Genomic DNA, 22,771 nt, shown 5'->3' with positions numbered 1-22,771 from the left:
CTTCGAACCAGATGTCCGTTACCCGCAAGAACTATCCCTTTCCCGAATTCGAAGCCCGTTGGCAGAAGCATTGGCTGGAGTCCGGAGCCTTCTGTGCTGCAAATCCTGGAGATCCGAGTTTCCGCGCCGATGCCAAGAAGTACTACGTGCTCGATATGTTTCCCTACCCCAGCGGAGACGGTCTCCATGTAGGCCATGTCGAGGGGTATACGGCCACCGACATTCTCGCCCGCTATCACCGACTGAAGGGTGATAATGTGCTGCATCCGATGGGATGGGATGCTTTTGGTCTTCCTGCCGAGCAGTATGCGATCAAAACGGGGCAACATCCCCGGATCACGACCCAGCGGAATATCGATAACTTCCGCAGCCAACTCCAGTCGCTTGGGTTCAGCTATGACTGGTCGCGCGAGATCAGCACGACGGATCCGGAGTACTTCCGATGGACCCAGTGGATATTCCTCCAGCTCTACAATGCCTGGGTGAACCCCACCACGAATCGCGCGGAACCGATCTCCACCTACACGGGTGAGGATCCTGACAGCGTCCGACTGGCCTTTGTTTCTGATAAACCGGTGAACTGGTGCCCCGAACTCGGAACCGTGCTGGCCAACGAGGAGGTCGTGGATGGCAAGAGTGAGGTCGGAGGGTTCCCGGTCGAGCGCCGTCCGATGCGTCAGTGGATGCTTCGAATCACGGCCTACACGGAGCGTCTGATCGCGGATCTTGACGGCCTTGACTGGCCGGAATCGATCAAGCTGCTTCAGCGCAACTGGATCGGTCGAAGCGAGGGCGCCGAAGTACACTTCGGACTAGAGGGCCTCGAAGGCGTTGAGGGACTGGAGCAAACAGTCACTGTCTTCACAACCCGGCCCGAAACCCTCTTTGGCGCCACCTATCTTGTCTTGGCTCCGGAGCATCCGCTCGTTGAGAAGATTACCGCTGCCGCCCAGGCAGAAGCTGTCACAGCCTACAAGAAAGCCTGCTCCTCCAAAAGCGATCTCGAGCGGACCGACTTAGCGAAGGAGAAGACAGGAGTACCTCTCGGGATCTCTGCCATCAATCCGGTCAACAACGAGAAGATCCCCGTCTGGATTGCAGACTATGTCCTTACCGGATACGGGACGGGCGCCATCATGGCAGTCCCTGCCCATGACGAGCGCGACCATGAGTTCGCAGTCACCTTTGGCCTCCCCATCCGTGAGGTGGTCCTTCCCGATGAAGCTGCCGATGGCGCCTCAGATGGAAAAAAAGTCTGTTTTAGTGGGAAAGGCATAGTTGTGAATTCAGGTCAGATCGACGGGCTGCGCACGCCGGAAGCCAAACAAAAGATGATCACCTGGCTTGAAGAGCAAGGCTTCGGCAAGGGCACTATCACCTATAAGCTGCGCGACTGGCTCTTTTCCCGTCAGCGTTACTGGGGAGAGCCCTTCCCTATCGTTTGGGAGAACGGCACCCACCGTCCACTCGACGCTAGTGAACTTCCCTTGGAACCCCCTGCGATGGAGGATTTCAAACCGACTGGAACCGCCGAGCCTCCGCTATCAAAGGCCGTCGATTGGGTCCGATATTCCGAAACCGCTCGCCGGGAACTGAACACGATGCCCCAATGGGCAGGCTCCTGCTGGTACTACCTGCGTTTCTGCGATCCGAAGAACTCTGAGCGCTTTGTCGCCAAAGCAGCCGAGCAGTACTGGATGGGTGGAACAGGCGCTCCCGGTGGAGTCGATCTCTATGTGGGTGGTACCGAGCATGCGGTGCTGCACCTGCTCTATGCCCGTTTCTGGCACAAGGTTCTCTTCGATCTCGGACAACTCAGCACCCCGGAGCCGTTCCAACGCCTAGTCAACCAAGGGATGATCCTCGGAGATGACGGCCAGAAGATGTCGAAGAGCCGTGGTAATGTCGTCAACCCCGACTCGGTCGTCACCGAATACGGAGCCGACTCGCTCCGACTCTACGAGATGTTCATGGGCCCCTTGGAGCATGGGAAGCCGTGGAGCATGACCGGTGTCGAGGGGGTCTACCGATTCCTTGCCCGCGTCTGGCGCATGGCGATGACGGAGGATCAGGAGAGGAATTGGGTTCTCTCCGACGATCTCGCGGAGCAGGAGTTAAGCTCAATCCAACGCCGCGTCCTGCATACCACAATCAAGAAGGTCACTCAAGACATCGAGTCGCTCAGTTTCAACACGGCGATCTCGCAGATGATGATCTTCACGAACGAGTTCACGAACGCGAAGCCCCGCCCCTTAGGGGCTCTCCGTCTCTTCCTGCCATTGCTGAGTCCCTTCGCCCCTCACCTAGTTGAGGAGCTCTGGTCTCGCCTCTCGGCGAAGTTTTCGGGATTCGGAGGTCTCGCTTCTCAGTCGGCATGGCCCGCATGGAATGAAGAGTATCTCGTCGTTGACGAGATTACCTATGCGGTCCAGATCAATGGGAAGGTTCGCGGCCATCTGACAGTTCCAACGGGAGCCGATAAGGAGAGCGTGGAGAAGGCTGCATTTGCGGATCTGGCGCTCGCAGAGCTCCTAGAAGGCAAGGAAGTGAAGAAAGTGATCGTCGTCCCAGGACGCTTGGTAAATATCGTGGTGGTCTAATTTCTTCCGAATCCTTTCACTCTTCCCCATCACATCATCATCTTATGAAAATCCGCAACCTTCTCCTTTCCTTTTCCTTGATTACCTTGGTGTTCTCACTCCGCGCCGACGAAGACACACCGCTTGAGAAGCAGATGCAGATCATGGCCAGGAGCATGAAACAGCTCTCCGGACAGATCGCCGATCCAGCGAAGCAGCAGTCAAGTGTCACGCTGATGGAGACCCTCAAGCAGGCCGCTTCCGACGCCAAGGGATTGGATCCACGCAAGGCTGCCTCGGTTCCACAAGCTGATAGGGAAAGGTTTCTGGCTGACTACAGGGCTCAGATCGACAAACTCTCCGCCGCCTTCAATCAGATCGAGGAGGCCGTGAGCACTGGGAAATACGATCAGGCAAAAACTCTTCTGTCGGCCGTTGGCCCGATCAAGAAAGAGGGGCACACCAAGTTCAAGCAGGACTAGTGCCGATTTTTCGATCAGACTGCTTAAGCAGCGCTCATTAAATGAAGACTATAGCTATTTTGAGCTATAGTCTGCAGGCTCCCGAGCTCCATCTCGATCACTTCAGGATACTTCGTAGATCCTCAGGCATCCGTCCCTCGTACAGCGCGCGTCCAATGATCGCCCCATGGATCCCAGGAATCATGGCGAGCTGACGGAGATCTTCCGGGCCCGACACCCCGCCACTCGCGATCAGGTCGCAGGGAACAGTGAGTGCCATCTCGCGCATGGCTGCAAGATTGGGCCCCTGAAGCATTCCGTCTGTTGCGATGTCGGTATAAATGATCGTTCGGATCCCGACATTCACAGCCTCACGGGCAAGATCTAGGGCAGTCATCTCCATCGTCTCCACCCATCCCTTCACCGCCACCTTTCCCTCCTTGGCATCAATACCCACCGCTAGCTGCGAAGGCCCGAAGGCACCTGCAGCTTCTGCCAAGAAACCAGGTTCGGCCGCTTTGGTTCCGATGATGACCCTGCGAACTCCGGTGGCTAGGCCCGCCTCGATCGATCCTGCATCACGCATCCCTCCACCGAGTTCGCAAGGCACAGTGACAGCCTGGGCAATCGCACGAATGACGTCCAGATTTCGGCTCTTTCCTTCAAAGGCGGCATCGAGATCCACCAAGTGAATCCAGTCGGCCCCGGCAGCCTCCCACTTTAATGCCATGGCGACAGGATCATCACTGTAGATTGTTTTTTTTGCGGCAAGGCCGCGTTCCAGACGGACAACCTGACCATCCATGAGATCAATGGCGGGATAAAGGAGCATTTTGTGAAGTGGAAAGTGAAAGGTAAAAGGTGGAAAAGTGAAGAGGTATCTTAGAGGGAGGAGATAAAATTCCTGAGCATGGACAATCCAAGCTCCTGACTCTTCTCCGGATGGAACTGAACAGCGCTCAGGTTGCCTTTAGAGACACTGGCTGCGAATTCCACTCCATAGGTACAGGTGGAAGTGATGACCTCATCATCCTCGGGAACCGGGTAGTAGGAATGGACGAAGTAGAAATCGGGATTCTCAACCAGACCCGTCATCAGGCGATCCGAGGGTTTGTGGATGTGCAGTTGATTCCATCCCATATGGGGAATCTTGAGTCCCGAGGACTTGGAAAAGTGGACAACTTTCCCACGAAGAGCGCCGAGGCCCTCCACACCTGGCGATTCCTCGCTCGAGTCGAAGAGAAGCTGGTAGCCCAGGCAGATGCCGAGATAGGGCTTGTTGGTACCGATCCAAGACTTGATCACTTCCCAGAGCCCCGTCTCCCGAAGCTGGCGTGCACAATCCCCGAAAGAGCCGACACCGGGAACCACCAGGGCGGCACAGTTCGTCGTGTCGGCCTCGCTCTGGACATGGATGCATTCACCACCGGCATGCTCGATAGCACGCTGGACGCTGCGGAGATTACCACTGCCGTAGTCGACGAGACCGAGAAGCGGCGGCTTACTCACAGCACGCCCTTGGTGCTGGGGATTCCCTTCACCCGGTCATCACGGGAAACCGCGACATCGAGGGCGCGTCCCAGCGCCTTGAAGATCGCCTCCGCCATGTGATGAGCATCACGTCCGGCCAAAATGGAAACATGGAGCGTCAGACCAGCCTGTACGCTGAATGCACGCAGGAACTCCTCGACGAGCTGGAAGGGAAAGAGTCCAATCGCCTCAACGCCGCGCGGCACCTCGTAGGCAAGGTAGGGTCGTCCGCTGCAATCCACCACAACACGGGCTAGGGCTTCATCCATCGGAACATAGGCACTGCCATAACGTCGGATCCCCGATTTGTCACCGAGAGCCTTCGTTAAAGCGGCTCCGAGTGCCAATCCGACATCCTCCACGGTGTGGTGATAGTCGACCTCGATGTCTCCTTTCGCCTCGATATCCAGATCAATGAGGGAGTGACGGGAAAACAGGGTCAGCATGTGGTCGAAGAACGGAATGCCGGTTCGGACGGAGGATCTCCCTTCGCCATCGAGTGAGATATGGAGGGTGATCTCTGTCTCAGTAGTCTTGCGATCGAGGGATGCGGAGCGGACTGTGTCGGTCATGGCTTAACGGGTGTGATAGGTGTCGGTTACGGAGTCGGTTTTTTAGGAGCTGCTGCTGCTGCTTGGGCTGCGACTGCAGCCGCAGCGGTGGAAGCAGCCAGGGATTTGGCAAGATCATCCAACCGGAGCTTGAGCCGGGTGTTCTCAATGTTTGCTGGCCAAAGGGTCTGAGATTTAGTCAACAGGTCCTGCGCCTCCTTGAGCTTTCCCTCGGAGACAAGTCTGGCGCATTGACTTGAGGCGGCCAACCCCTCCGTCATCGGGATCTTCTGGAGGGCTGTGAGGCGAGTTTTTTCGGCCGTGATCAGTGTCTGGAGAGCGTCCATGGACTCCTTGCTGTTCTGGAAGATAGGGAAGAACTTAGAACCGTCGGCGGTTGCAGTCGCCAGGGCATTAGTGGCCGCAAGTTTCTCGTTATTCAGAGCATCATTGATCTCCCTAGCCTGGTCCGCAGGGGCCAGAGCAATGGCTTTCTGGCGACGCTTATCGATGATTTCGAAGTTGGTCTTCGCAATGGCGAGTTTTTCCTGAAGTTGATCGATCTGAATCTGGGCCAGCTCGATGGCATCTGGCATGACCTCCGCCCCCGGGAATTCCTTCTCAAGCATTTCATAGGATTGTAGCGAAGACACACAATCGTTCGTCGCGGCCAATTCCTTAATCTCGGCAAACTTGATCTTCGCCCCCGATTGATAAGGATCCGCTGCGATCTGGGCAGCGGTGATCCAGAATCCGTTGATTCTGCGGTCTCCGCGGCGCACTCTGGAACGTTCCGCTTCAAGAGCACGGAGGTCCTCACGAAGCTCCGCGAGATGCTTCGAATAGCGGTAGCGCCCTAGATACTCCGGGATCTTTTTATCGATGAGTTGGTCGTAGAATACTGTGTCAAGGACCGTGTCGGGTGTGGCCAGATTCCCGATCGCCAGGAAGGCCTTCTCGTCAGCGGGAGTCACGACCATGCGATCAATATTATCGCGAGAATAGACCTTCTGATCCTTGATCGTCGGGGTGACGTAATACTCTATCAGAACGGCATCAGGTTTCTCGCTCAGGATCTCACCTTTGATTTTCCTTCCATCCTTGAGGGTGATGAGGTCGGCCCTCAAGGTCACCGCCACGGAGGTCACAACCAGAAGGCAAAGCAGGGAAGAATTAATGCGCTTCATCAAAAAATTTAACTTATCTGTTTTTTCTCAGGAAACCATACCCAGTTTCACTTTTTTGACCGTCGAGGCAAGGAAGCGCTCCTGAAGTCGAACACGCCGGCCGAGAGATTCCTCAGAAGGCGTCTCCAGAGTGAAGGTCCTCGCTGCATGCTGAAAATGCAGGCAAAAAGCCTCGGGATGCCCCTTCATCATATCTGGCTTGATTTTGCGCCTAATCAGACCGTTACGAGCGGAATGACCGTCTATCTTGCGGCGTGGATCAGCGTCCAACACGGAGATGAGTTCGGCGCAAAGCAATTCGCCCCAATGGGGACGCTTGGCAGCCACCTCGTAAAGATAAAAACCTCGTGCGTCGTAGTCCTCGTGCAGAGTGACAGCCACATCAAAGCGGCTCCCCTTCATTAAGGAAAGCTGGGCCACAATCTGGGGAACTTTCTTTGAATCATAGAACCGGTTGAGATCGCGGTTCTCGGCATCAAAGCGGATATTCCGCTCCAGCCCCCATGGGTTGAGACATGGAAAGATCATCCAGTTCCAGGATGCAACTTTCCCGAGAGAGGTCTCTGCCCAGCGGATCAATCCCTCAACTGCGGCTGGTTCATCCCCATGAATGCCGGCAGACAGATAGACAGAGGGCACCTTCGGGTCATGACGTTCCGAACGGACAACCATCAGGGGATAGCCCTCCGCCTCTGCATACACCGAGAGATCGAGTGAGGGAATCCGGTTCACGAGCGTAAGCCACCGCTCCATCAGGAGACGGTAATCCCGCACCTGATCAGGCAGCGGATCGGTATTGGCTATCGCTTTCTTCAATCGAATTAATCGATAAAGCGCTTTTCGATCCCCCCATAGGCATCGATCCGGCGGTCTCGTAGGAAAGGCCAGTGAGTTCGTTGAGTATCCATGAACTGGCGGTCGAGATCGACAACAAGGACCATCTCTTTGTCAGCCGGAGCCTCGGCGATGATCTGTCCGTTAGGCGCGGCGACAAAAGTCCCTCCCCAGAACTCCAACCCCTCCCCTCCTGCAGAAGCCACAGGGTTCTCGTGGCCGATGCGATTGATTCCGCAGACATAGCAGCCGTTGGCTAATGCATGGGCACGCTGGGCGAGTTGCCAGGCGGCTTTCTGATTCTCCCCATACTGCTCCTTTTCCGAGGGATGCCAGCCGATCGCGGTTGGATAGAAAATCACCTCCGAACCCTGCAGGGCCGTAAGGCGTGCCGCCTCGGGATACCACTGGTCCCAGCAGATGAGTACACCCAGATCACCCGCACTGGTCTTCCAGTTGCGAAAACCGAGATCACCCGGCGTGAAGTAAAACTTCTCGTAGAAAAGCGGATCATCGGGAATATGCATCTTCCGGTACTTACCGAGATACTTGCCGTCGGCCTCGATGACGGCCGTCGTGTTGTGATAGAGGCCCGGCGCCCGGCGCTCGAAGAGAGAGGCCATGATCACTACACCCAGCTCCTTTGCCACTTTGCCTAGCGACTTCGTGGTTGGTCCCGGGATCACTTCGGCCAGCTTGAAATAGTCGTGATCCTCGCTCTGGCAGAAGTACTCGCTCAGGAAAAGCTCCGGCAGGCAGACCACCTTAGCCCCTTTCTTGGCAGCTTCCCGAATCAGACGGATGGCGGTCTTAAGATTTTCCGAGACAGAACTGACGCAACGCATCTGGACCAAGCCCACGGTGATCGTGTCCTTGGGAACCGAGGACGCTCGGGAGTTTTTCCGCAAAACTTTAGAAGCTTTTGAAGATTTGGGTGTTTTGGCTTTCTTTGGCACCCCTCTCTGCTACCCAATAGAAGTCCAATGAAAAAGACACTTTTCGCCCTTTCCACCACTCTTTGCATGGCCCCCGGTATTGCCGGAGCCGCAAACCCCGCCGAACCCGTCAAGGACATCCGCATCACCCTCCACACATCCAAGGGAGATATCCATGCGACCATGTATGCCAGCAAGGCCCCGATCACTGTAGCGAACTATCTGAATCTCGCCCGCCGCGGCTTCTATGACGGCATCACCTTCCACCGCGTCATCCCTGACTTCATGATCCAGGGTGGCGATCCGACTGGTACCGGTATGGGTGGTCCCGGTTATAAATTCGCCGATGAGTTCGCTCCCGGTCTCAAGCACGACCGCGGCGGTCTCTTCTCAATGGCCAATTCCGGACCCGGCACCAACGGCAGTCAGTTCTTCATCACCCATGTCCCGACCCCATGGCTTGACGGCAAGCATGCCATCTTCGGCGCCGTCGATGGACCAAAGGACCAGGAGGTTGTAAATGCCATCAAACAGGGCGACAAGATTACCGGTATCGAGATCGTCGATTCACCCGAGTCTCTCTTCGCTGCGCAGTCCGCGCAGATCGCTGTTTGGAACAAGGCGCTCTCCAAGTAAGCCGGATAGACTGAAGACTGGAGTCTTTTAGACTTTTAGGAATTCATAAAAAAGGCGTTGGCTCAGAAATGAGTCCAACGCCTTTTTGTTTCGAGGAGAAAAGAAAACTCCTAGAGCTGATCACATCCCCTTTATCCCCTTTATCCCTGTGAGTTTTAAAAGACGGCAGGTTCGCCTTCCTTAAGAATCCGAATTTTTTCATCGATTCCCAGCGAGCGGGCATGACCTAGCAAGCGATCGGGAGGCTCTTCCATCGGTTCAAATCCTAGCCGGAAGGTGCCGTAGTGCATCGGGATCATGATCTCGGCTCCGAGAGCAGTGAAGGCACGCAGTGCCTCTTCGGGATTCATGTGAACATCCCGCCCGGTCGGAGCGTCGTAGGCTCCGATCGGGAGTAGTGCTATGTCTATCTTGGAACGCTCTCCAATCTGAGCAAATCCCTCAAACCAGGCACTGTCGCCGCAGTGAAAGATCGTGCGTCCGGCATACTCGATCAGGAATCCGCCGAACCCACGGTGCTTGTCATGCAGCATCCTGGCACCCCAGTGGTGGGCCGGGGTCAGGGTGATCTTCAGCGAACCGAGCTCCATGCTCTCCCAACGCTTCAGCTCCTGCACGCGGTTAAAGCCGAGACCACTGACAAGATCACCGACATGCTCGGGCACGATGATGGGCTGATCAGCCGCCACGGCCCGGAGGGATTTCTTGTCGAGATGATCGAAGTGGGCATGACTAACAAGAACCAGATCGATCGCAGGAAGTTCGTGGATCTCAAGCCCCGGCTCCTTAAGCCTCTTGATGACCTTCAGCCATTTGGCCCAGTTGGGATCGATCAGGATGGAATGTTCGGGAGTCTGGATAAGGAAGGAGGCATGACCGATCCACGTGATGGCAAGCTCTCCTGCTGAGAGATCCGGCAGTTTTGTCGTGAAGGAAACAACTTCCCTCGCCGAGAAGAGCGAAGGAATGATGACCTCGGTGAGGAAGTTGCGCTTATGCCATCCCTCCCCGAGCTTCATCGAGACATGGTGTTCAGGTTTCGACTTGGACTGCGGCTTTGGTTTGGTCTGCATAGCAACCCTCTTCCTGATATTCTCGGTTCCTTGCTTTAGAAGTTTTTTGACCATGGTCGCCTCGTTTATGTCATAGAAAGAGTGGATGAGAACTGCTGAAAAGCAAAGGCTACGTGAGCGGATGAAAAAGATCTCTGATGAGAGATCTTTGCTTTTGCCTTTACCGTTCGAAGCCGAGGCTTCGTTTGTGGAAAATATTCTCAAGCTGGATGTCTGGAAAACTTCCTCTTCCGTCCTCCTCTTCTCTCCTATCCAGTGGGAACCCGATCCCATGGAGCTCATCAGCGCCGCTCCGGAATATTCCTTTTTCTTTCCAAGGATTGAAGGGGATCATTTGGAAATCTACAGGATGAGCCCCAGAAGCCGCTGGACTACTGGGTCCTACGGCATTAACGAACCGGATCCCGAAAGCTGGGATCGAGCTGCACTCTCCGAGGTCGATCTGGCTTTGATACCGGGATTGGCATTTGATCCGAAGTGCGGACGACTCGGACGGGGGAAAGGATTCTACGACCGCCTGCTTGGACACCCAGAGTTTCGGGGTATCAAGGCAGGACTTGCCTGGGATTGGCAGATCGTGGCTGAGGTACCATGCGGCAGTGATGACATCCCGATGGACTTAGTTGTCACCCCTCGAAAGATCTATCGGGCCGGGAGCACATTGGACAAACTGGGAGAAAGAGGATAATTGCTAGTAACTTATGGCCTACCCCGAACTTCCCACATCTTTTCAGAAGAAAGTCTGCTGGGCAGCCTTGACGGCCGTGGCGGCCTTAGCATTCATCTCGGTCATTCTACTCGCAGGTTGGAGCATCGTTTCCGCATGTGGCTATTTGAAGCCGGTCCTCACACCGATCGCGATCGCAGCCGTGCTCGCGTATCTGTTGACTCCCGTCGTGGGTTTGCTCTGCAAATGGAGAATCCCGCGCACCTGGGCCGTCGTCATCGTCTTTGTTCTCTTCAGCGCAGGCCTGGTACTCATCGGCATCACAATCGCCCCTGCCCTCGAGCATCAGGGTAGCATCTTTGCCAGCCGCATCCCCGCCTACAGTGAAAGCATCAGCTCTCTGGCCAAACAATCAGCCGCTGAACTCCAGAAACTGGCGGCTCTGAAAGCCAGTACAGTAGCAATCAAGCCCGCCGGGGTTGCCACCCATATCCCAATCTTCCCGCTCGAGGATCTCACGCCTGACCGTATCAAACTCTACGGCATCGAGCTTGCCAGCAACGGCCTTGCCTGGATGCAGGAGAAACTGCCGACCATCGCCTCCGCTACCGGGACTTTTCTTCAAAAAAGCATCGGAGGTGTTTTCGGTATCCTTGGATTCCTGCTCAGCCTGATTCTGGTTCCTGTCTTTCTCTTCTTCTTCCTGCTAGAGTCACCGCAGATCGGAACCAATTGGAGCCGTTACCTGCCTCTCCGGGCCTCCCCTCTCAAGGAGGAGATCGTTTCGCTTTTCAACGAGATCAATGACTATTTGATCCACTTCTTCCGCGGTCAACTGCTGGTGAGTATGATCGATGGAGCTGTTGTTGGCACGGCACTGTTCCTGATCGTGCATCTCGACTTTGCCTTCCTCATAGGACTCATGGTAGGGATCCTCTGCCTGATTCCCTACCTCGGCATGGTCCTCTGCGTGGCCCCGGCACTACTGATTGCGTTGGCTCAGTACGGGGACCTATGGCATCCGACCCTTGTGTTGATTGTTTTTCTGGTGGCCCACAATCTGGACGGGATCTTTATCTCTCCGAAAATCATCGGCGAATCAGTCGGCCTCCATCCCATGACCGTGATCATCTCGGTCTTTGCCTGGACGATCGTCTTGGGAGGTCTGCTCGGCGCCTTACTTGCCGTCCCCCTCACTGCCACGATGAAAGTTCTCCTGCGTCGCTACTTCTGGGATCTTCCTCCCATCCAACCAGTCAAGCAATCCCTGAAGATCGAGGGAACCATCGAGAAGACAGTCGAAAAAAAGACCTCTACAATGATCGTGGAATTGCCTCTCTGATTAGTCAGGTAGCGGCGGCGGGAGCTCGGAGATCTGTCGCACCAGTCCCAGCTTCTTGTAGAACAAGCAGATCACAAATCCTGCGATACCTCCCCCAAGATGGGCGAGATGCCCGATCTGGCGCTCGACTCCCAAGAGCCAGAAAAGCAGGGATGCCACGATGACAAGCCAACCGAGTGTGGAGGCTTTCATTTTCACGGGAATGATGAAGAAAATAAGCGCGGTGATCTGCAAGTTTGGAAAGAGCGTTCCAAAGCCCACCAAGAGGGCACAGACCGATCCGGAAGCCCCCACCAGATCAATGCTGCCTGGTGTCACAAGGGTCTGCAGGATCCCTCCGAACACAGCCCCCGCGAGATAAAGCAGAAGGTAGCGGAGAGGTCCGAGTAGCTCCTCGAGGAGCGGACCCGTGAACCAGAGCGCCACCATGTTCACGACGAAATGCAGCAGGTTACCATGAAGAAACGCATGGGTTACCAACTGCCACCATCCCCCACCCGTCAACCCCTCTCGACTCAGCGCCAAATAAGGAAAGAGCGAACAATCAAAAAAGAATCGGAAGAGCTCTTCCGAAAGGAAAAGCGTCAGGTTGATCCCGAAGAGGATCGCGGTGACAGGAGAGCAGCGCAGGCGTTCCATTGTCCCGATTGATGTGGAGTCAACCTGCTATTGGCCCCGGCGCAAGAACAGAAAAAGCGCCCGCCCGTAGGGAAATAGTCAACGGGAGATAGCCGACCATCTCGCCATCGAGTTCGTAAGGGACCGGTTCTTCGGAAGAGAGTTCCAGGGACGATGTCTGAAAATACTCCACGTCCTTCAGTTCCGCATGCTGCCCCATCAGAATGGCATGCATGTATCGCAGAAGATCCCAGGGACCTTGACTCTGAAAAACGAGAACATCCAGCAGGCCGTCAACCTGAGAACCCTGACGGAACATCGTGAACGGGCCACCGTAGAAACGCCCGTTCCCCAGTAACACAAACGATCCATTCCTCAATGCCCCGTCATGGCTTTTCAACGTGATGGGAGGCGGTTTTTGTCCGGCCACCTGGGCAAGAGAAAGGAGATAACTCAGAGGACCCAAGGCTTTCTTTGATTCCCTCGTGGTTCGCCTGACGACCTCGGCATCGAGTCCCGCCCCGGCTAACTGGACAAAACAGCGCTCGACACCCCCGGCGGAACAGATTGGAAGATCGATGCAGCGCACCTCTCCGGTCATGATTATCTGCCAAGCCTTCTCCAGGGAATTCAGCGGGATTCCTAGTTCAACGGCAAAAACATTCATGGTGCCTACGGGGAGAATGCCCAACGTTACGTCTTGCCCGCCTGCGGAGATGATTCCGTTCATCACCTCGTTGATGGTCCCGTCACCTCCCGCTGCGACAATCGTCGAAAAACCCTCTTTCACAGCACTCCTCGCAATCAGTTCCGCATCTCCCGGCATGCTACTGAGGCGCATTTCCACATCACCGGAAACCTCACGGATCTGTTCGGGAAGACGCCCCGCCTTGTTGCTGTGGGCTGCCGGATTAAGGATAATGAGGAGATTCTTCACACTTCACAATTGCTGCAGGACACCTAAGTTGGTCGGGTGCGTTCGATTGCCAAGCCCTTTCTTTTCATGGGAACGATTCTTTTAGGGATTTTCCTGCTTCTGCTTTTTGCGGCGAATCTCACCCTGCAACTCCCAGGAATCCAGGATCGGATTCGATCGACCCTGTCGTCAGCCCTTGGCACTCCGATCTCCTTCAAGAGCGTGTTCCTTAATCCTGCGGGCGGCATCCGTCTTGGCAAAGTCATCGTGACCCCGACTGAACAGCTTGCCATGGCCTCCGCCGATTCATTTACGGTATATATCTCTTGGGCTGACCTGCTGAAGGGCGAGCTCGCGCCGGAAGCCATCTCGCTGAATCACCCGTCGGCCATCCTGAAACTAGGCTCAAGTAGCACAACAACTGCGCCGAAACTTCCTGCCCTCCTCAGCCAGACACTAACTGCCACACCTTCTGCGATGGGGGTCAACACACCTTCCTCTCCTGCAAAGCAACCCCAGGAATCTGAGAGTAAGAAATCATCGCTCCCTCTCGACCTTGCCTCCTGGCTCCCCCACCTCTCTATCCAGCACGGCGAGTGTTCCGTTCTGGATGAAGGTTCTCATCCGGTTTTGCGTCTCAACGATCTGAACGCACATGAGGAAAAAGGAGGCATGAAAATCATGGCGACATCGGCCGTCATCAGCGACTCCCTGATTGTCCACGATCTTGCAGCAAATGCAGAAGCCGAACCAGGACCGAAGGGAGCTACTCTTATGCTGCAAAATATCTCGGCAATAATGGGTGAAGGTCGCCTGACCGGTGCTCTCCGATGCGGCCTACCCCCAAGTTCACCCGACTATAACTGCTCACTCCAACTCTCCGCAGCCAGTCTGAGAAAATTACTTGGAGACGCCTCTCTTGGGTCATCCAATGCAGAAGGACAAATAGACGGGGATCTCATGTGTGCAGGCACAGCTGGAATCGGAGCCACCATGACAGGCAAGGGATCTCTTCGATGCAAAGAAGCCACGATAGAACCCGTGGCTTTTTTGAAACAAATCGGCCAGCTGCTCAATATCGATGAGCTAAAACTCCTGAATCTCGCCGAGGGCCGTTGTCTTTTTCGTATCGATCAGGGACATGTCGTGATCGACGAACTCTTCCTGCGCTCGGCAAACCTGATCCTTGCCGCCAAGGGCCCCCTCCAGCCCTCCGGAGAGCTCAATCTGGACTCTCGACTGCTCTTTAATGAAAAACTCACGGGACGCCTGCATGGCCTGCTGGGATCACAACTGACTCCGGCTCCCGAACCGGGTTACTCCCAAGTGACTTTCCATGTGTCAGGTCCAGCTTCCAATCCAAGGACGGATCTTATCGAGCGTCTCACCGGCATTCATCTCGGCGGGAATCTGGGAGGGCTGGGCGGCCTCCTTCAGGGTCTTTTCGGTAAGCCTGCTCCCCAGGCACCGGCACCTCAACCCCAGCAGCAGACTCCGGCGATGCCTCAGCCGGCACACTAAGAATCAGGAATGCGTGTGATTGCAGGCTCGGCCGGAGGACTCTCCCTTCAGCCACCGGATAAAAATACCAGACCCACGATGGACCGGGTGCGGGGAGCTATCTTCTCCTCTCTGGGTGAACGCGTTCCCGAGGCGCGTGTTCTGGATCTCTTTGCCGGAAGTGGCGCCCTTGGTATTGAGGCGCTGAGCAGGGGAGCTGCCTCAGCAACCTTCGTGGAACACCTAGGGCCAACGACGGGCGTTATCAGGAAGAATCTCCAATCGACCCGACTCGATCGACTTCCTACAACCGTTCAGCAGATGGATGCCTTTCGTTTCCTGGACCTCTATGTTGAGGAAGAAGGATTCGACCTCATCTTTGCCGACCCTCCTTACCTAAAGGATACAAGACCTTCGGTCGGAGATGTAACCAATCTGGCCGACAACTTGCTTAGTCATCCGAATATGCCAAAGGCACTCGGTGTCGAAGGACTCCTCATCCTCGAATGCGAACGCAGGCAGCCCCTTCCCTCACTCACCCCCTCCACCTCTTTAATCCCGTGGGAGATCCTTTCCGATCGGAATTACGGCGAGTCCCGCATCCTGATCCTTCGCCGAGCATCATGAGAAGGATATCGATCTTCCTCTATAATCTGCTCTTTGCACCGATCCTGCTGATCCTTCTGCCTAGTTATCTCGTGCGCATCCGGAAACGGGGCGGGTACGGGAACAAGGCGCTCCAGCGCTTTGGTATCTTCGATCGGGCAACTGCGGCACGGATCGGTCAGCAAAGAATCTGGATCCATGCCGTGAGCGTGGGAGAGGTCGGCATCGCGCTGAAATTCGCCTCAAAGTTTCACCACCGGAATCCGGAATCACGCTTCCTCATCAGCACCACGACATCCACAGGGCTCGCGATCCTTGAGCGATCGGCCTCCGACTGGCTGGAGCCGATTGCCAATCCAATCGACTTTCCTGTCATCACACGACGATTGATCAAGAGACTCCGCCCATCGGCTCTCCTCATGGTGGAGGCCGATCTCTGGCCCAACCGCATCTCGACTTGCAAAGAACTCGGCATACCAGTCGCCCTGCTCAATGCACGACTTTCTCCACGCTCTGAAAAACGATTCCGCATGGCTCGCACCTTCACGGCTCCTTTCTTCAATCAGCTCGACCTAATCACACTGACTGATCCTGCGGATGAAGCGCGATGGCTCTCGCTGGGGATAAAGCCAGCACTGCTCCACCTGACGGGAAACATCAAACATGACTCAATGCACGGCCCGACTACCTCCGGGAGCGCTGATCCCATCATTCATACGATCTTTCTAGCTGCGAGCACCCATGAGGGAGAGGAACTCGAAATCGCCACAGCGTGGCTAGATCTGAAAACGGAATTTCCGGACCTGCGTCTGATGATCACCCCTCGCCATGTCGAACGACGGAACGAGATCCGCAGCACGTTGAAAAAACTAGGAATCCCATGCCATCTTCGTTCCGAAGGCGCTGAACTTTCCGAGGAGCCACTCTTGCTCGATACCACCGGAGAACTGAACTCCTGGTATTCCAGAGCCACGATCGTGTTCGTAGGAAAAAGCCTTCCCTTCTCGGAAAATCACGGAGGACAGAACATGATCGAACCTCTGCAGGCCGGCGTCCCCGTGCTTATAGGCCCGCATACCGGCAACTTCGAACCCCTCGCAACGCAACTCTGCGAAGCGGGCGCCGCAATCCGCGTGAATGACCAAAAGGAGATAATCAACTCCGTCCGATCACTGCTCAGCAACGCAGAAAAAAGGACGAGCATGATCGCCGCCGCCAACAACGTCCTAAAACCACACCAAGGAGCCACGGTAAGGAACTGCGAACTCGTGGAAAAACTTCTCCCCCGCCTTTAGTCTTCAGCTTTTTTCCTACTCCTCGCTTCCTTCCCAGAAAAGTCGAGCCGCACCCGACCAATCTCTTTCCGCAACCCTTGCCCGCGAGGCTTCGCCCATCCGCTTGCGAAGCTCTTCATCTTCTACCAACTGCCTGACTGCGGAGGTAAGGGCGTCAAGATCGAGTCCCTTGGTGACCCTTCCATCGACCCCATCCTCGACAAGATCCTTCGGACCGCCGACATCGGAGACAATCACGGGCAATCCACTGGCCTGAGCCTCGATGACCACATTCCCGAAGGTGTCGGTCGTGCTGGGGAAAACAAAGAAGTCGGCCGAGGCATAGGCGCTTGCAAGCTCCTCCTTGTGGAGGCTTCCGGTGTAAATTCCTTCAGGCAGTAGCTCCTTCATCATCGCAGCGTACGGGCCATCGCCGACGATCAGCGGACGGACCTTCACCCCGGCAGCCAGCAGACGCCGGAACGCGGCGGCATAGAGATCGAGGTTTTTCTCACGCGATACCCGGCCTACATAGAGGGCACCAACCTCGCCGTCACGGAGGCCGCGCTTCTTCCAGAAATCCAGTTTTCTCTTCTCGGGATGGAAGAGGCCTGTATCGAGACCACGGGGTAGAATCTTGATCTTCTCAGGAGAAATTCCCCTGCCTATCCAGCACTGACGGTAATGGTCTGAATTCACATAGATGATGTCGAGCTGCGCATAGAACCAGTGCATGTAGTTCCAGGTCAGCGACTCCATCAGTCCATCCTCGGTCAGAATGCGGACATACTCGGGAAAGTCAGTGTGGTAGATGCCGGCCGTGGGAAGACCAAGCACGCGCGCCGCGCCAAGGGCCGCCAACCCCACGGGGCCGGGAGTGCTGATGATCACCTCGGTAAAATTGCCGGTCTGTAGATGATCGATGATCTGAAGTAGCGGCGGGAAGCTCAGCTTCTGAAGCTCATATTCCGGCAACTCGAACTCTCCGATCGGAGGGAAGTTCTTGAGCGGGATGCCGGGGACATCGACCTCGTGGCGGGAGACCATCACCTCGACCCCCTTTCCATTGGAGGCGATCGCGGCGCTCATTTTCTGGATCGTTGTGGAGACGCCATTCACATCGTCAAGCGTGTCGGTGAACCAGGCCCGGCGTTTATTGGCTAACTCCGGAGCGATGGCACCCTTCATCGCAAGGGAGGCTTCCCTCAGACGGTGACGCGGAGGTGTGCGGAATGCGTAAAGATAGGGACTGAGCAGAGCCACCAGCGGAATGACGGGCCCAACCATCTGTATACTCTCGAGGAAGCGTCCGTCCATCAACTGCTCGAGGAACTGCATCGTGAGGCGGTAAGCAAGACGGCTTGCCATCATGTTCGCCATAAGGAAGGCCCTGCGGCTAGTATCCTCGACCCCCTCGAGTTCTTTAGTCAGTTCCGCCCTCATTGCAGGCTCGTTCAAGGCACCGGAAAGCTCTTTCCAGAGCGAGCGTGGACCAGGATTGGCGAGTTCGAAGATCTTGCCGCTGGCTATCCCTTGGGCCAGGAATGCGAATTTCTCCCCAGCGGTAAAAGTTGTCGGATCCTTCCCCTCCATGAAGCGGGCGAAGGCCTTCTCGACAAGACGGATGGTTGGTGAGGCGGCGTGCCCGTCAAGACGCTTCTTAGCATAGGAGAAGGCAACCTGATAGGTGTCGAGGGCGGCACGGAGCGGATTGCCCGAGTCTCCACGCGGTTCGCAACGACCTTCCCTGATGTGGCGAAGCAGCTGGGTAACGTCCCGGGCTTCAGGGATTTCCGTGGAGGTTTTGCCGGGAATCGTCCCCCCATGATCGTCTGAGCCGCCGAACCAGACCTTACGCCAGGGCTCCTCATGGGTCGGCTGAAGACCGGTGATTATTGTGAACCGCTCAATGTCGGAGGGGGTGAGGCCGAAGAGATAGCGGGTCACGCTGGCAAGAAAGGCCCCTTCACTGCCATTGATCCCCTCGAAGTGTCGGAAAAGCAGTGCCAGCTTCATCAAGTGGACCGGCCTCAGCTTGTGGGAGAGTCCATGGAGGCATTGGGCAACACCATGAGCGAGGTCATGGTGAACGAGATACTGCTGAAGCTCGTAAATGTTAGCCTTGAGCCCCTGGATCTCAGCGTGCTGGCCCTCCGTGATCCCCCAAACCAGGATTGAAACACGGCACCCATCCTCTGGAAAAACGGCCGTCACCGACTCGCTGATAAAGACCCCGGGAAGATGGGCGATCTCGAGACAACCCTCGATCGAGTCATCATCCGTGAAGGTGAAAAAATCCATCCCGGCTCGGCGCAGCTGCTCAAGAAGGAGCTTCGGATCGGAAACGCTCGCCGGAACATTCAAGCGGCGCAGCAGCCACTCAGGGGAGCGGAGGCTGTGACGGGTATGGAGATGGAGGTCGACGAGCGCCATGGGATTTATTCAACGGATCCTTTAATGTCCGCTACCGCGCCATTGGTCGAGCCATCTTGCGTAAGTTGTGACCTGGCGTTTCTCGACAGCCCTCTTGATACAGGCAATCGCATGGTCGCGGATCGACTGATGATCCCAGTCGGGGGGATGAAGCCCTATCCGAAGCAGGGGTGCCGACTTTAGACGCTTAGCAAGCAACTCATTCCAGAGAAGACTGACTCCCCGGCGCCACGGAGCTCTCACACTATAGACCATGCTGCGGGCGCGGAATGATCGTCCTTCTTTGCAGTCATCCTTGCAGTCAATAACCTCACCAATCCGGGTCGTGTAGTCGAATCCCATATTTCTGACTGCTAACTCGGCTTCTTTTCCAAGTAGCCAGGCAGGGGCGATGAAGCCCACAGGCGTGATGCCACATGCCTCAAGCGCCTCTTTACCTTGAAGGAGCAGTGCGGTGGCCTCTTCCCTTGACAGGTCATGGAACTCCCCCTCCCCCGCGGTATAGGAACGGGTGATTATTTTAGTCGCCAGACCCTCGCCCTGTTTCGTCTGCCTCAGATGATAAAATCCATGCTGTACTGCTTCATGTCCCTGTCCAGCGACTTCACGAAGCCACTCCACGAACGTTGGATCCGCATTGATCCTGCCCTTGTGATGATGGTCCGGAATCACAAGTAGTGAAGTCACAGTCACCCCCACAGTCTTAAGATCCTTAAGCATCTCGACAACCCGTTCCCGGGTCACGGTAGAGACATCATGAATCGAAACCACCAGTGATGGATCCAAGTTTTCCTTCCCGGTTAAAGTAAGCCGATCGGCCGGTGTGAGGGGTGCAGTTTGCATTGGCCGCAGGGTGTGTTATCTGATGTAGTCAATAGCTTCACGCAATGCCAGACGAGACACCCGATTCCCAAAACAGCAACTCCTCCAAGCCAAAGCGCCCCCCCGGCGCTCCGGAGCCTCAATTCAACTGGCGCGGCCTGCTCCTATTCGCGATTGCCTTCGCCCTGATCGGCGGCGCCTTCCTGTTCCGGGGCTCCAGCATGGTCGCGACGGATGAGATCACCCTGCCGAAATTCGAAAGCCTGCTCAAGGAGGGCAAGATCATCTCTACCCAGGACAAGCCCATGGAACTGGTCATCGAGGAGGGGCGCAATACCCAGTACCTCTCCGGCTATTATCGGAAAAAAGCAGTTCCTCCAGCCACCGAGGAAATCCCGACCCCTTTCAAGACCTCCGTCTACATGCCCTTCAATGGCACGACCCTGGAAAAGGAACTCGCAGCAGCTGGCATCACTCCGAACGTCCGTCCTGAATCGAACATGCTGGCCTCGACCATCCTGAACATCCTGCCGATTGCCCTCTTTCTCGTCGTCCTCTACTTCTTCTTCCGCTCGCAGATCAAGATGGCGGGACGCGGCGCCATGAACTTCGGCAAAAGCAAGGCCAAGATGCTCGCCAAGGAGAAGAATAAGATCACCTTCAAGGACGTCGCCGGCGTCGAAGAGGCAAAGGACGAGGTCCAGGAGCTCGTGGAATTCCTCAAAGATCCCAAGAAATTCCAGAAACTGGGCGGCCGCATCCCCAAGGGCGTCCTCATGATCGGTGCACCCGGCACTGGCAAAACTCTGCTAGCCCGTGCCATTGCCGGCGAAGCCGATGTCCCCTTCTTCAACATCAGCGGTTCGGATTTTGTCGAAATGTTTGTCGGTGTCGGAGCCTCGCGCGTCCGCGACATGTTCGAACAGGGTCGTAAGAATGCCCCCTGCCTCATCTTCATCGACGAGATCGACGCCGTCGGCCGTCATCGCGGCCATGGAGTCGGCGGCGGACATGATGAACGCGAGCAAACCCTTAATCAACTCCTCGTGGAGATGGACGGATTCGACGCGCAGGACGGCGTCATCATCATCGCCGCCACCAACCGCCCCGATGTCCTTGATCCAGCGTTGCTGCGTCCGGGCCGCTTCGATCGTCAGGTCACCGTCAGCCTCCCTGATGTGAAGGGTCGTGAAGAAATCCTCCGGGTCCATGCCAAGAAGGTGAAACTCTCCGAATCGGTCGACCTGAGCCTGATTGCAAGAGGTACCCCCGGTTACTCCGGCGCGGAACTCGCGAATGTCCTCAATGAAGCAGCCCTCATGGCTGCCCGCAAGGGACAATCATCGATCGAACAGCCCGATCTCGAAGAGGCCCGTGACAAAGTTCGCTGGGGCAAGGAGCGCCGCAGTATGGCAATGAGTGAGCAGGAAAAAACCTCCACCGCCTGGCATGAGGCGGGCCATGCCCTGCTCAATGTGGTGATCGACCATACTCATCCGCTTCACAAGGTCACTATCATCCCGCGTGGCCAGTACCTGGGAGCCACCATGTACCTTCCCGAGGGCGACAAGTACGCCACCCAGCGCAAGGAGGCCCTCGCCATGTTGATCATGACCATGGGTGGACGCATCGCTGAGGAAATGTTCACAGGGGATGTCTCCAATGGTGCTTCCGGCGACATCGCCCAGGCTACAAAACTCGCCCGACGTATGGTCTGCGAGTGGGGTATGAGCAACCTTGGCATGATCCGCTTCAGCGATGAAAATGAACTTGTCTTCATGGGCCGTGACGCTGGCCGCTCGCGCGAATACAGCGAATCCACAGCTCAACAGATCGACAGCGAGGTCAAGCGCCTCATCGACGATGCCTACCGCCAAGCCACGGAGGTCCTTGAGGTGCAGAAAGAGAAGGTGAAACTTATCGCCCATGCCTTGTTGGAATTTGAAACCCTCGAGGGTTCACAAGTTGAGGATCTGATCAATCTCGGCTACATGCGTAATCCTCCCGTGATCGCCCAGAAGCCGCCTCCACTCCCGCCCCCACCTTCGAATACCCCTTCCGCCGAAGTGAGCAAACCGATTGAGCCGGACTACCCGACGGGTGGACTGCCGGCTCCGGTTCCGGCTTGAAATTACCTCTTCTCCTCAGCAGGTTCAGTCGCATGAAACGCCATCTTCCCCTCCTGCTGCTCATAGGTCTTTTCGGATCCGCAGTTGCCGCAACAGCCCACCCTTCCCAGTTCCACTCTCAGGATATGGCGGGAGTAGCTCGGGCGGGTTTCCTTCATCCTCTGACCGGAATTGATCATTTTCTTGTCATGGTGGCCGTGGGTCTCTGGGCCGTTCAGATAGGCGGTCGCGCCCTCTGGCTTCTCCCCTCCTCCTTCGTCGGCTCCATGATGATTGGAGGCGCCATGGGCCTGGACCTCTGCGGAGTCCATCAACCTTTTGTCGAGCATGGCATCCTCGCTTCGATTGTCCTGCTCGGTGCGGCCTTGGGTATGGCCTGGCGCCCTTCCCTGCTGATTTCCTCCCTCTGCGTCGGTGCAGCAGGACTCTGTCATGGTTATATCCATGGCTCGGAGATGCCATCAGGAGTTCTTCCTGTCATGTTCTTTGCTGGCATGATCATCGTCACCTCACTACTCCATGCCAGTGGTGTGGGCGCAGGATTGCTCCTTCGGGATCAAAAATTTGCCATGCTGATGCGGACCGCCGGACTCTGCCTCCTCGCTTTTGCGGTCTACGACTTCTATTTCTAGGTTTAATCACCGGACCAAGACCGAGTCATCACAAGACTCAACGGAC

The 22,771-nt window shown here is 56.0% G+C and carries 21 protein-coding genes; 10 read left to right on the top strand and 11 right to left on the bottom strand.

From position 1 onward, the window contains the following. Positions 1 to 11 precede the first annotated feature (11 nt). Together leuS and K8R57_01620 are read left to right on the top strand one after the other, a co-directional pair. Positions 12 to 2,600 (top strand): leucine--tRNA ligase, encoded by a 2,589-nt coding sequence (gene leuS / locus K8R57_01625; GenBank protein ID MCE9586997.1) that lies wholly within the window; start codon positions 12 to 14, stop codon positions 2,598 to 2,600. A 44-nt stretch (positions 2,601 to 2,644) separates the two neighbouring features. Then, complete coding sequence (locus tag K8R57_01620; GenBank protein ID MCE9586996.1) at positions 2,645 to 3,061, top strand: hypothetical protein; 417 nt, start codon at positions 2,645 to 2,647, stop codon at positions 3,059 to 3,061. Positions 3,062 to 3,158: 97 nt separating this feature from the next. Here K8R57_01620 and hisA read toward each other — a convergent pair whose 3' ends face one another. Genes hisA through K8R57_01590 form a run of 6 tightly spaced genes read right to left on the bottom strand, consistent with a single transcriptional unit; the run spans position 3,159 to position 7,987 of the window. Next, on the bottom strand, positions 3,159 to 3,872 hold the full coding sequence (hisA, locus tag K8R57_01615; GenBank protein ID MCE9586995.1) for a 1-(5-phosphoribosyl)-5-[(5-phosphoribosylamino)methylideneamino]imidazole-4-carboxamide isomerase: 714 nt from the start codon (positions 3,870 to 3,872) through the stop codon (positions 3,159 to 3,161). Positions 3,873 to 3,922: 50 nt separating this feature from the next. Then, complete coding sequence (gene hisH, locus K8R57_01610; GenBank protein ID MCE9586994.1) at positions 3,923 to 4,549, bottom strand: imidazole glycerol phosphate synthase subunit HisH; 627 nt, start codon at positions 4,547 to 4,549, stop codon at positions 3,923 to 3,925. Beyond that, the gene (gene hisB, locus K8R57_01605) at positions 4,546 to 5,142 is read right to left on the bottom strand and encodes an imidazoleglycerol-phosphate dehydratase HisB (GenBank protein ID MCE9586993.1); all 597 of its coding nucleotides are present in this window, start codon (positions 5,140 to 5,142) and stop codon (positions 4,546 to 4,548) included. Before hisB ends, hisH begins: the two co-directional genes overlap by 4 nt. A 26-nt stretch (positions 5,143 to 5,168) precedes the next feature. Further along, positions 5,169 to 6,308: a hypothetical protein gene (locus K8R57_01600; GenBank protein ID MCE9586992.1), complete on the bottom strand. Its 1,140-nt coding sequence runs from the start codon at positions 6,306 to 6,308 to the stop codon at positions 5,169 to 5,171. Positions 6,309 to 6,335: 27 nt separating this feature from the next. Further along, positions 6,336 to 7,124, bottom strand: coding sequence for a M14 family metallocarboxypeptidase (locus tag K8R57_01595; protein MCE9586991.1), 789 nt, complete (start codon positions 7,122 to 7,124; stop codon positions 6,336 to 6,338). Positions 7,125 to 7,129: 5 nt separating this feature from the next. Continuing rightward, a complete protein-coding gene (locus K8R57_01590; GenBank protein ID MCE9586990.1) occupies positions 7,130 to 7,987 on the bottom strand; it encodes a carbon-nitrogen hydrolase in 858 nt (285 codons plus the stop codon). A 138-nt stretch (positions 7,988 to 8,125) separates the two neighbouring features. Here K8R57_01590 and K8R57_01585 point away from each other — a divergent pair, with 138 nt between their 5' ends. Then, on the top strand, positions 8,126 to 8,713 hold the full coding sequence (locus K8R57_01585; GenBank protein ID MCE9586989.1) for a peptidylprolyl isomerase: 588 nt from the start codon (positions 8,126 to 8,128) through the stop codon (positions 8,711 to 8,713). Positions 8,714 to 8,868: 155 nt separating this feature from the next. On the opposite strand, the gene K8R57_01580 is transcribed toward K8R57_01585, so the two are convergent. Further along, positions 8,869 to 9,786 carry an MBL fold metallo-hydrolase gene (locus tag K8R57_01580; GenBank protein MCE9586988.1) on the bottom strand — a complete coding sequence of 306 codons (918 nt, stop codon included), beginning with the start codon at positions 9,784 to 9,786 and terminating at the stop codon, positions 8,869 to 8,871. Positions 9,787 to 9,907: 121 nt separating this feature from the next. On the opposite strand from K8R57_01580, the gene K8R57_01575 reads away from it, so the two are divergent. Together K8R57_01575 and K8R57_01570 are read left to right on the top strand one after the other, a co-directional pair. Continuing rightward, complete coding sequence (locus tag K8R57_01575) at positions 9,908 to 10,474, top strand: 5-formyltetrahydrofolate cyclo-ligase (GenBank protein MCE9586987.1); 567 nt, start codon at positions 9,908 to 9,910, stop codon at positions 10,472 to 10,474. 13 nt (positions 10,475 to 10,487) lie between these two features. Next, positions 10,488 to 11,795, top strand: a complete 1,308-nt coding sequence (locus K8R57_01570; GenBank protein MCE9586986.1) for an AI-2E family transporter — start codon at positions 10,488 to 10,490, stop codon at positions 11,793 to 11,795. Here K8R57_01570 and K8R57_01565 read toward each other — a convergent pair whose 3' ends face one another. Together K8R57_01565 and K8R57_01560 are read right to left on the bottom strand one after the other, a co-directional pair. Further along, complete coding sequence (locus tag K8R57_01565; GenBank protein MCE9586985.1) at positions 11,796 to 12,434, bottom strand: rhomboid family intramembrane serine protease; 639 nt, start codon at positions 12,432 to 12,434, stop codon at positions 11,796 to 11,798. It lies immediately after the preceding gene. Between the two features lie 19 nt (positions 12,435 to 12,453). Then, positions 12,454 to 13,332 (bottom strand): diacylglycerol kinase family lipid kinase, encoded by an 879-nt coding sequence (locus K8R57_01560; protein MCE9586984.1) that lies wholly within the window; start codon positions 13,330 to 13,332, stop codon positions 12,454 to 12,456. Positions 13,333 to 13,386: 54 nt separating this feature from the next. Between K8R57_01560 and K8R57_01555 the strand changes: the two genes are divergently transcribed. Genes K8R57_01555 through K8R57_01545 form a run of 3 tightly spaced genes read left to right on the top strand, consistent with a single transcriptional unit; the run spans position 13,387 to position 16,730 of the window. Next, positions 13,387 to 14,850 (top strand): AsmA-like C-terminal region-containing protein, encoded by a 1,464-nt coding sequence (locus K8R57_01555; protein ID MCE9586983.1) that lies wholly within the window; start codon positions 13,387 to 13,389, stop codon positions 14,848 to 14,850. Between the two features lie 9 nt (positions 14,851 to 14,859). Next, entirely contained in the window at positions 14,860 to 15,456 is a 597-nt protein-coding gene (locus K8R57_01550; protein MCE9586982.1) for an RsmD family RNA methyltransferase, read from the top strand. Further along, positions 15,453 to 16,730, top strand: a complete 1,278-nt coding sequence (locus K8R57_01545; protein MCE9586981.1) for a hypothetical protein — start codon at positions 15,453 to 15,455, stop codon at positions 16,728 to 16,730. Before K8R57_01550 ends, K8R57_01545 begins: the two co-directional genes overlap by 4 nt. Before the next feature lie 15 nt (positions 16,731 to 16,745). Here K8R57_01545 and K8R57_01540 read toward each other — a convergent pair whose 3' ends face one another. Both K8R57_01540 and K8R57_01535 read right to left on the bottom strand, forming a co-directional pair. Continuing rightward, on the bottom strand, positions 16,746 to 19,142 hold the full coding sequence (locus K8R57_01540) for a glycosyltransferase (GenBank protein MCE9586980.1): 2,397 nt from the start codon (positions 19,140 to 19,142) through the stop codon (positions 16,746 to 16,748). A gap of 21 nt (positions 19,143 to 19,163) precedes the next feature. After that, the gene (locus K8R57_01535; protein ID MCE9586979.1) at positions 19,164 to 19,928 is read right to left on the bottom strand and encodes a polysaccharide deacetylase family protein; all 765 of its coding nucleotides are present in this window, start codon (positions 19,926 to 19,928) and stop codon (positions 19,164 to 19,166) included. A 101-nt stretch (positions 19,929 to 20,029) separates the two neighbouring features. Between K8R57_01535 and ftsH the strand changes: the two genes are divergently transcribed. Both ftsH and K8R57_01525 read left to right on the top strand, forming a co-directional pair. Then, positions 20,030 to 22,093, top strand: coding sequence for an ATP-dependent zinc metalloprotease FtsH (gene ftsH, locus K8R57_01530; protein MCE9586978.1), 2,064 nt, complete (start codon positions 20,030 to 20,032; stop codon positions 22,091 to 22,093). A 32-nt stretch (positions 22,094 to 22,125) separates the two neighbouring features. After that, positions 22,126 to 22,725: a HupE/UreJ family protein gene (locus K8R57_01525; GenBank protein MCE9586977.1), complete on the top strand. Its 600-nt coding sequence runs from the start codon at positions 22,126 to 22,128 to the stop codon at positions 22,723 to 22,725. Positions 22,726 to 22,771: the final 46 nt, after the last annotated feature.

It is taken from the genome of Verrucomicrobiota bacterium, assembly GCA_021413925.1.
In the GTDB taxonomy this organism is placed as follows: Bacteria; Verrucomicrobiota; Verrucomicrobiia; order Chthoniobacterales; family UBA6821; genus UBA6821.
Note: the sequence above shows the minus strand (reverse complement) of the source record. Positions and strands in the feature narration are given on the sequence as shown.

Bases quoted from the DNA above. Each gene is read 5' to 3' on its own strand.
- leuS (MCE9586997.1), top strand. From the start codon at position 12: ATGTCCGTTACCCGCAAGAACTATCCCTTTCCCGAATTCGAAGCCCGT.
- K8R57_01620 (MCE9586996.1), top strand. From the start codon at position 2,645: ATGAAAATCCGCAACCTTCTCCTTTCCTTTTCCTTGATTACCTTGGTG.
- hisA (MCE9586995.1), bottom strand. From the start codon at position 3,872: ATGCTCCTTTATCCCGCCATTGATCTCATGGATGGTCAGGTTGTCCGT.
- hisB (MCE9586993.1), bottom strand. From the start codon at position 5,142: ATGACCGACACAGTCCGCTCCGCATCCCTCGATCGCAAGACTACTGAG.
- K8R57_01600 (MCE9586992.1), bottom strand. From the start codon at position 6,308: ATGAAGCGCATTAATTCTTCCCTGCTTTGCCTTCTGGTTGTGACCTCC.
- K8R57_01590 (MCE9586990.1), bottom strand. From the start codon at position 7,987: ATGCGTTGCGTCAGTTCTGTCTCGGAAAATCTTAAGACCGCCATCCGT.
- K8R57_01585 (MCE9586989.1), top strand. From the start codon at position 8,126: ATGAAAAAGACACTTTTCGCCCTTTCCACCACTCTTTGCATGGCCCCC.
- K8R57_01580 (MCE9586988.1), bottom strand. From the start codon at position 9,786: ATGCAGACCAAACCAAAGCCGCAGTCCAAGTCGAAACCTGAACACCAT.
- K8R57_01575 (MCE9586987.1), top strand. From the start codon at position 9,908: ATGAAAAAGATCTCTGATGAGAGATCTTTGCTTTTGCCTTTACCGTTC.
- K8R57_01570 (MCE9586986.1), top strand. From the start codon at position 10,488: ATGGCCTACCCCGAACTTCCCACATCTTTTCAGAAGAAAGTCTGCTGG.
- K8R57_01565 (MCE9586985.1), bottom strand. From the start codon at position 12,434: ATGGAACGCCTGCGCTGCTCTCCTGTCACCGCGATCCTCTTCGGGATC.
- K8R57_01550 (MCE9586982.1), top strand. From the start codon at position 14,860: ATGCGTGTGATTGCAGGCTCGGCCGGAGGACTCTCCCTTCAGCCACCG.
- K8R57_01545 (MCE9586981.1), top strand. From the start codon at position 15,453: ATGAGAAGGATATCGATCTTCCTCTATAATCTGCTCTTTGCACCGATC.
- K8R57_01540 (MCE9586980.1), bottom strand. From the start codon at position 19,142: ATGGCGCTCGTCGACCTCCATCTCCATACCCGTCACAGCCTCCGCTCC.
- ftsH (MCE9586978.1), top strand. From the start codon at position 20,030: ATGCCAGACGAGACACCCGATTCCCAAAACAGCAACTCCTCCAAGCCA.
- K8R57_01525 (MCE9586977.1), top strand. From the start codon at position 22,126: ATGAAACGCCATCTTCCCCTCCTGCTGCTCATAGGTCTTTTCGGATCC.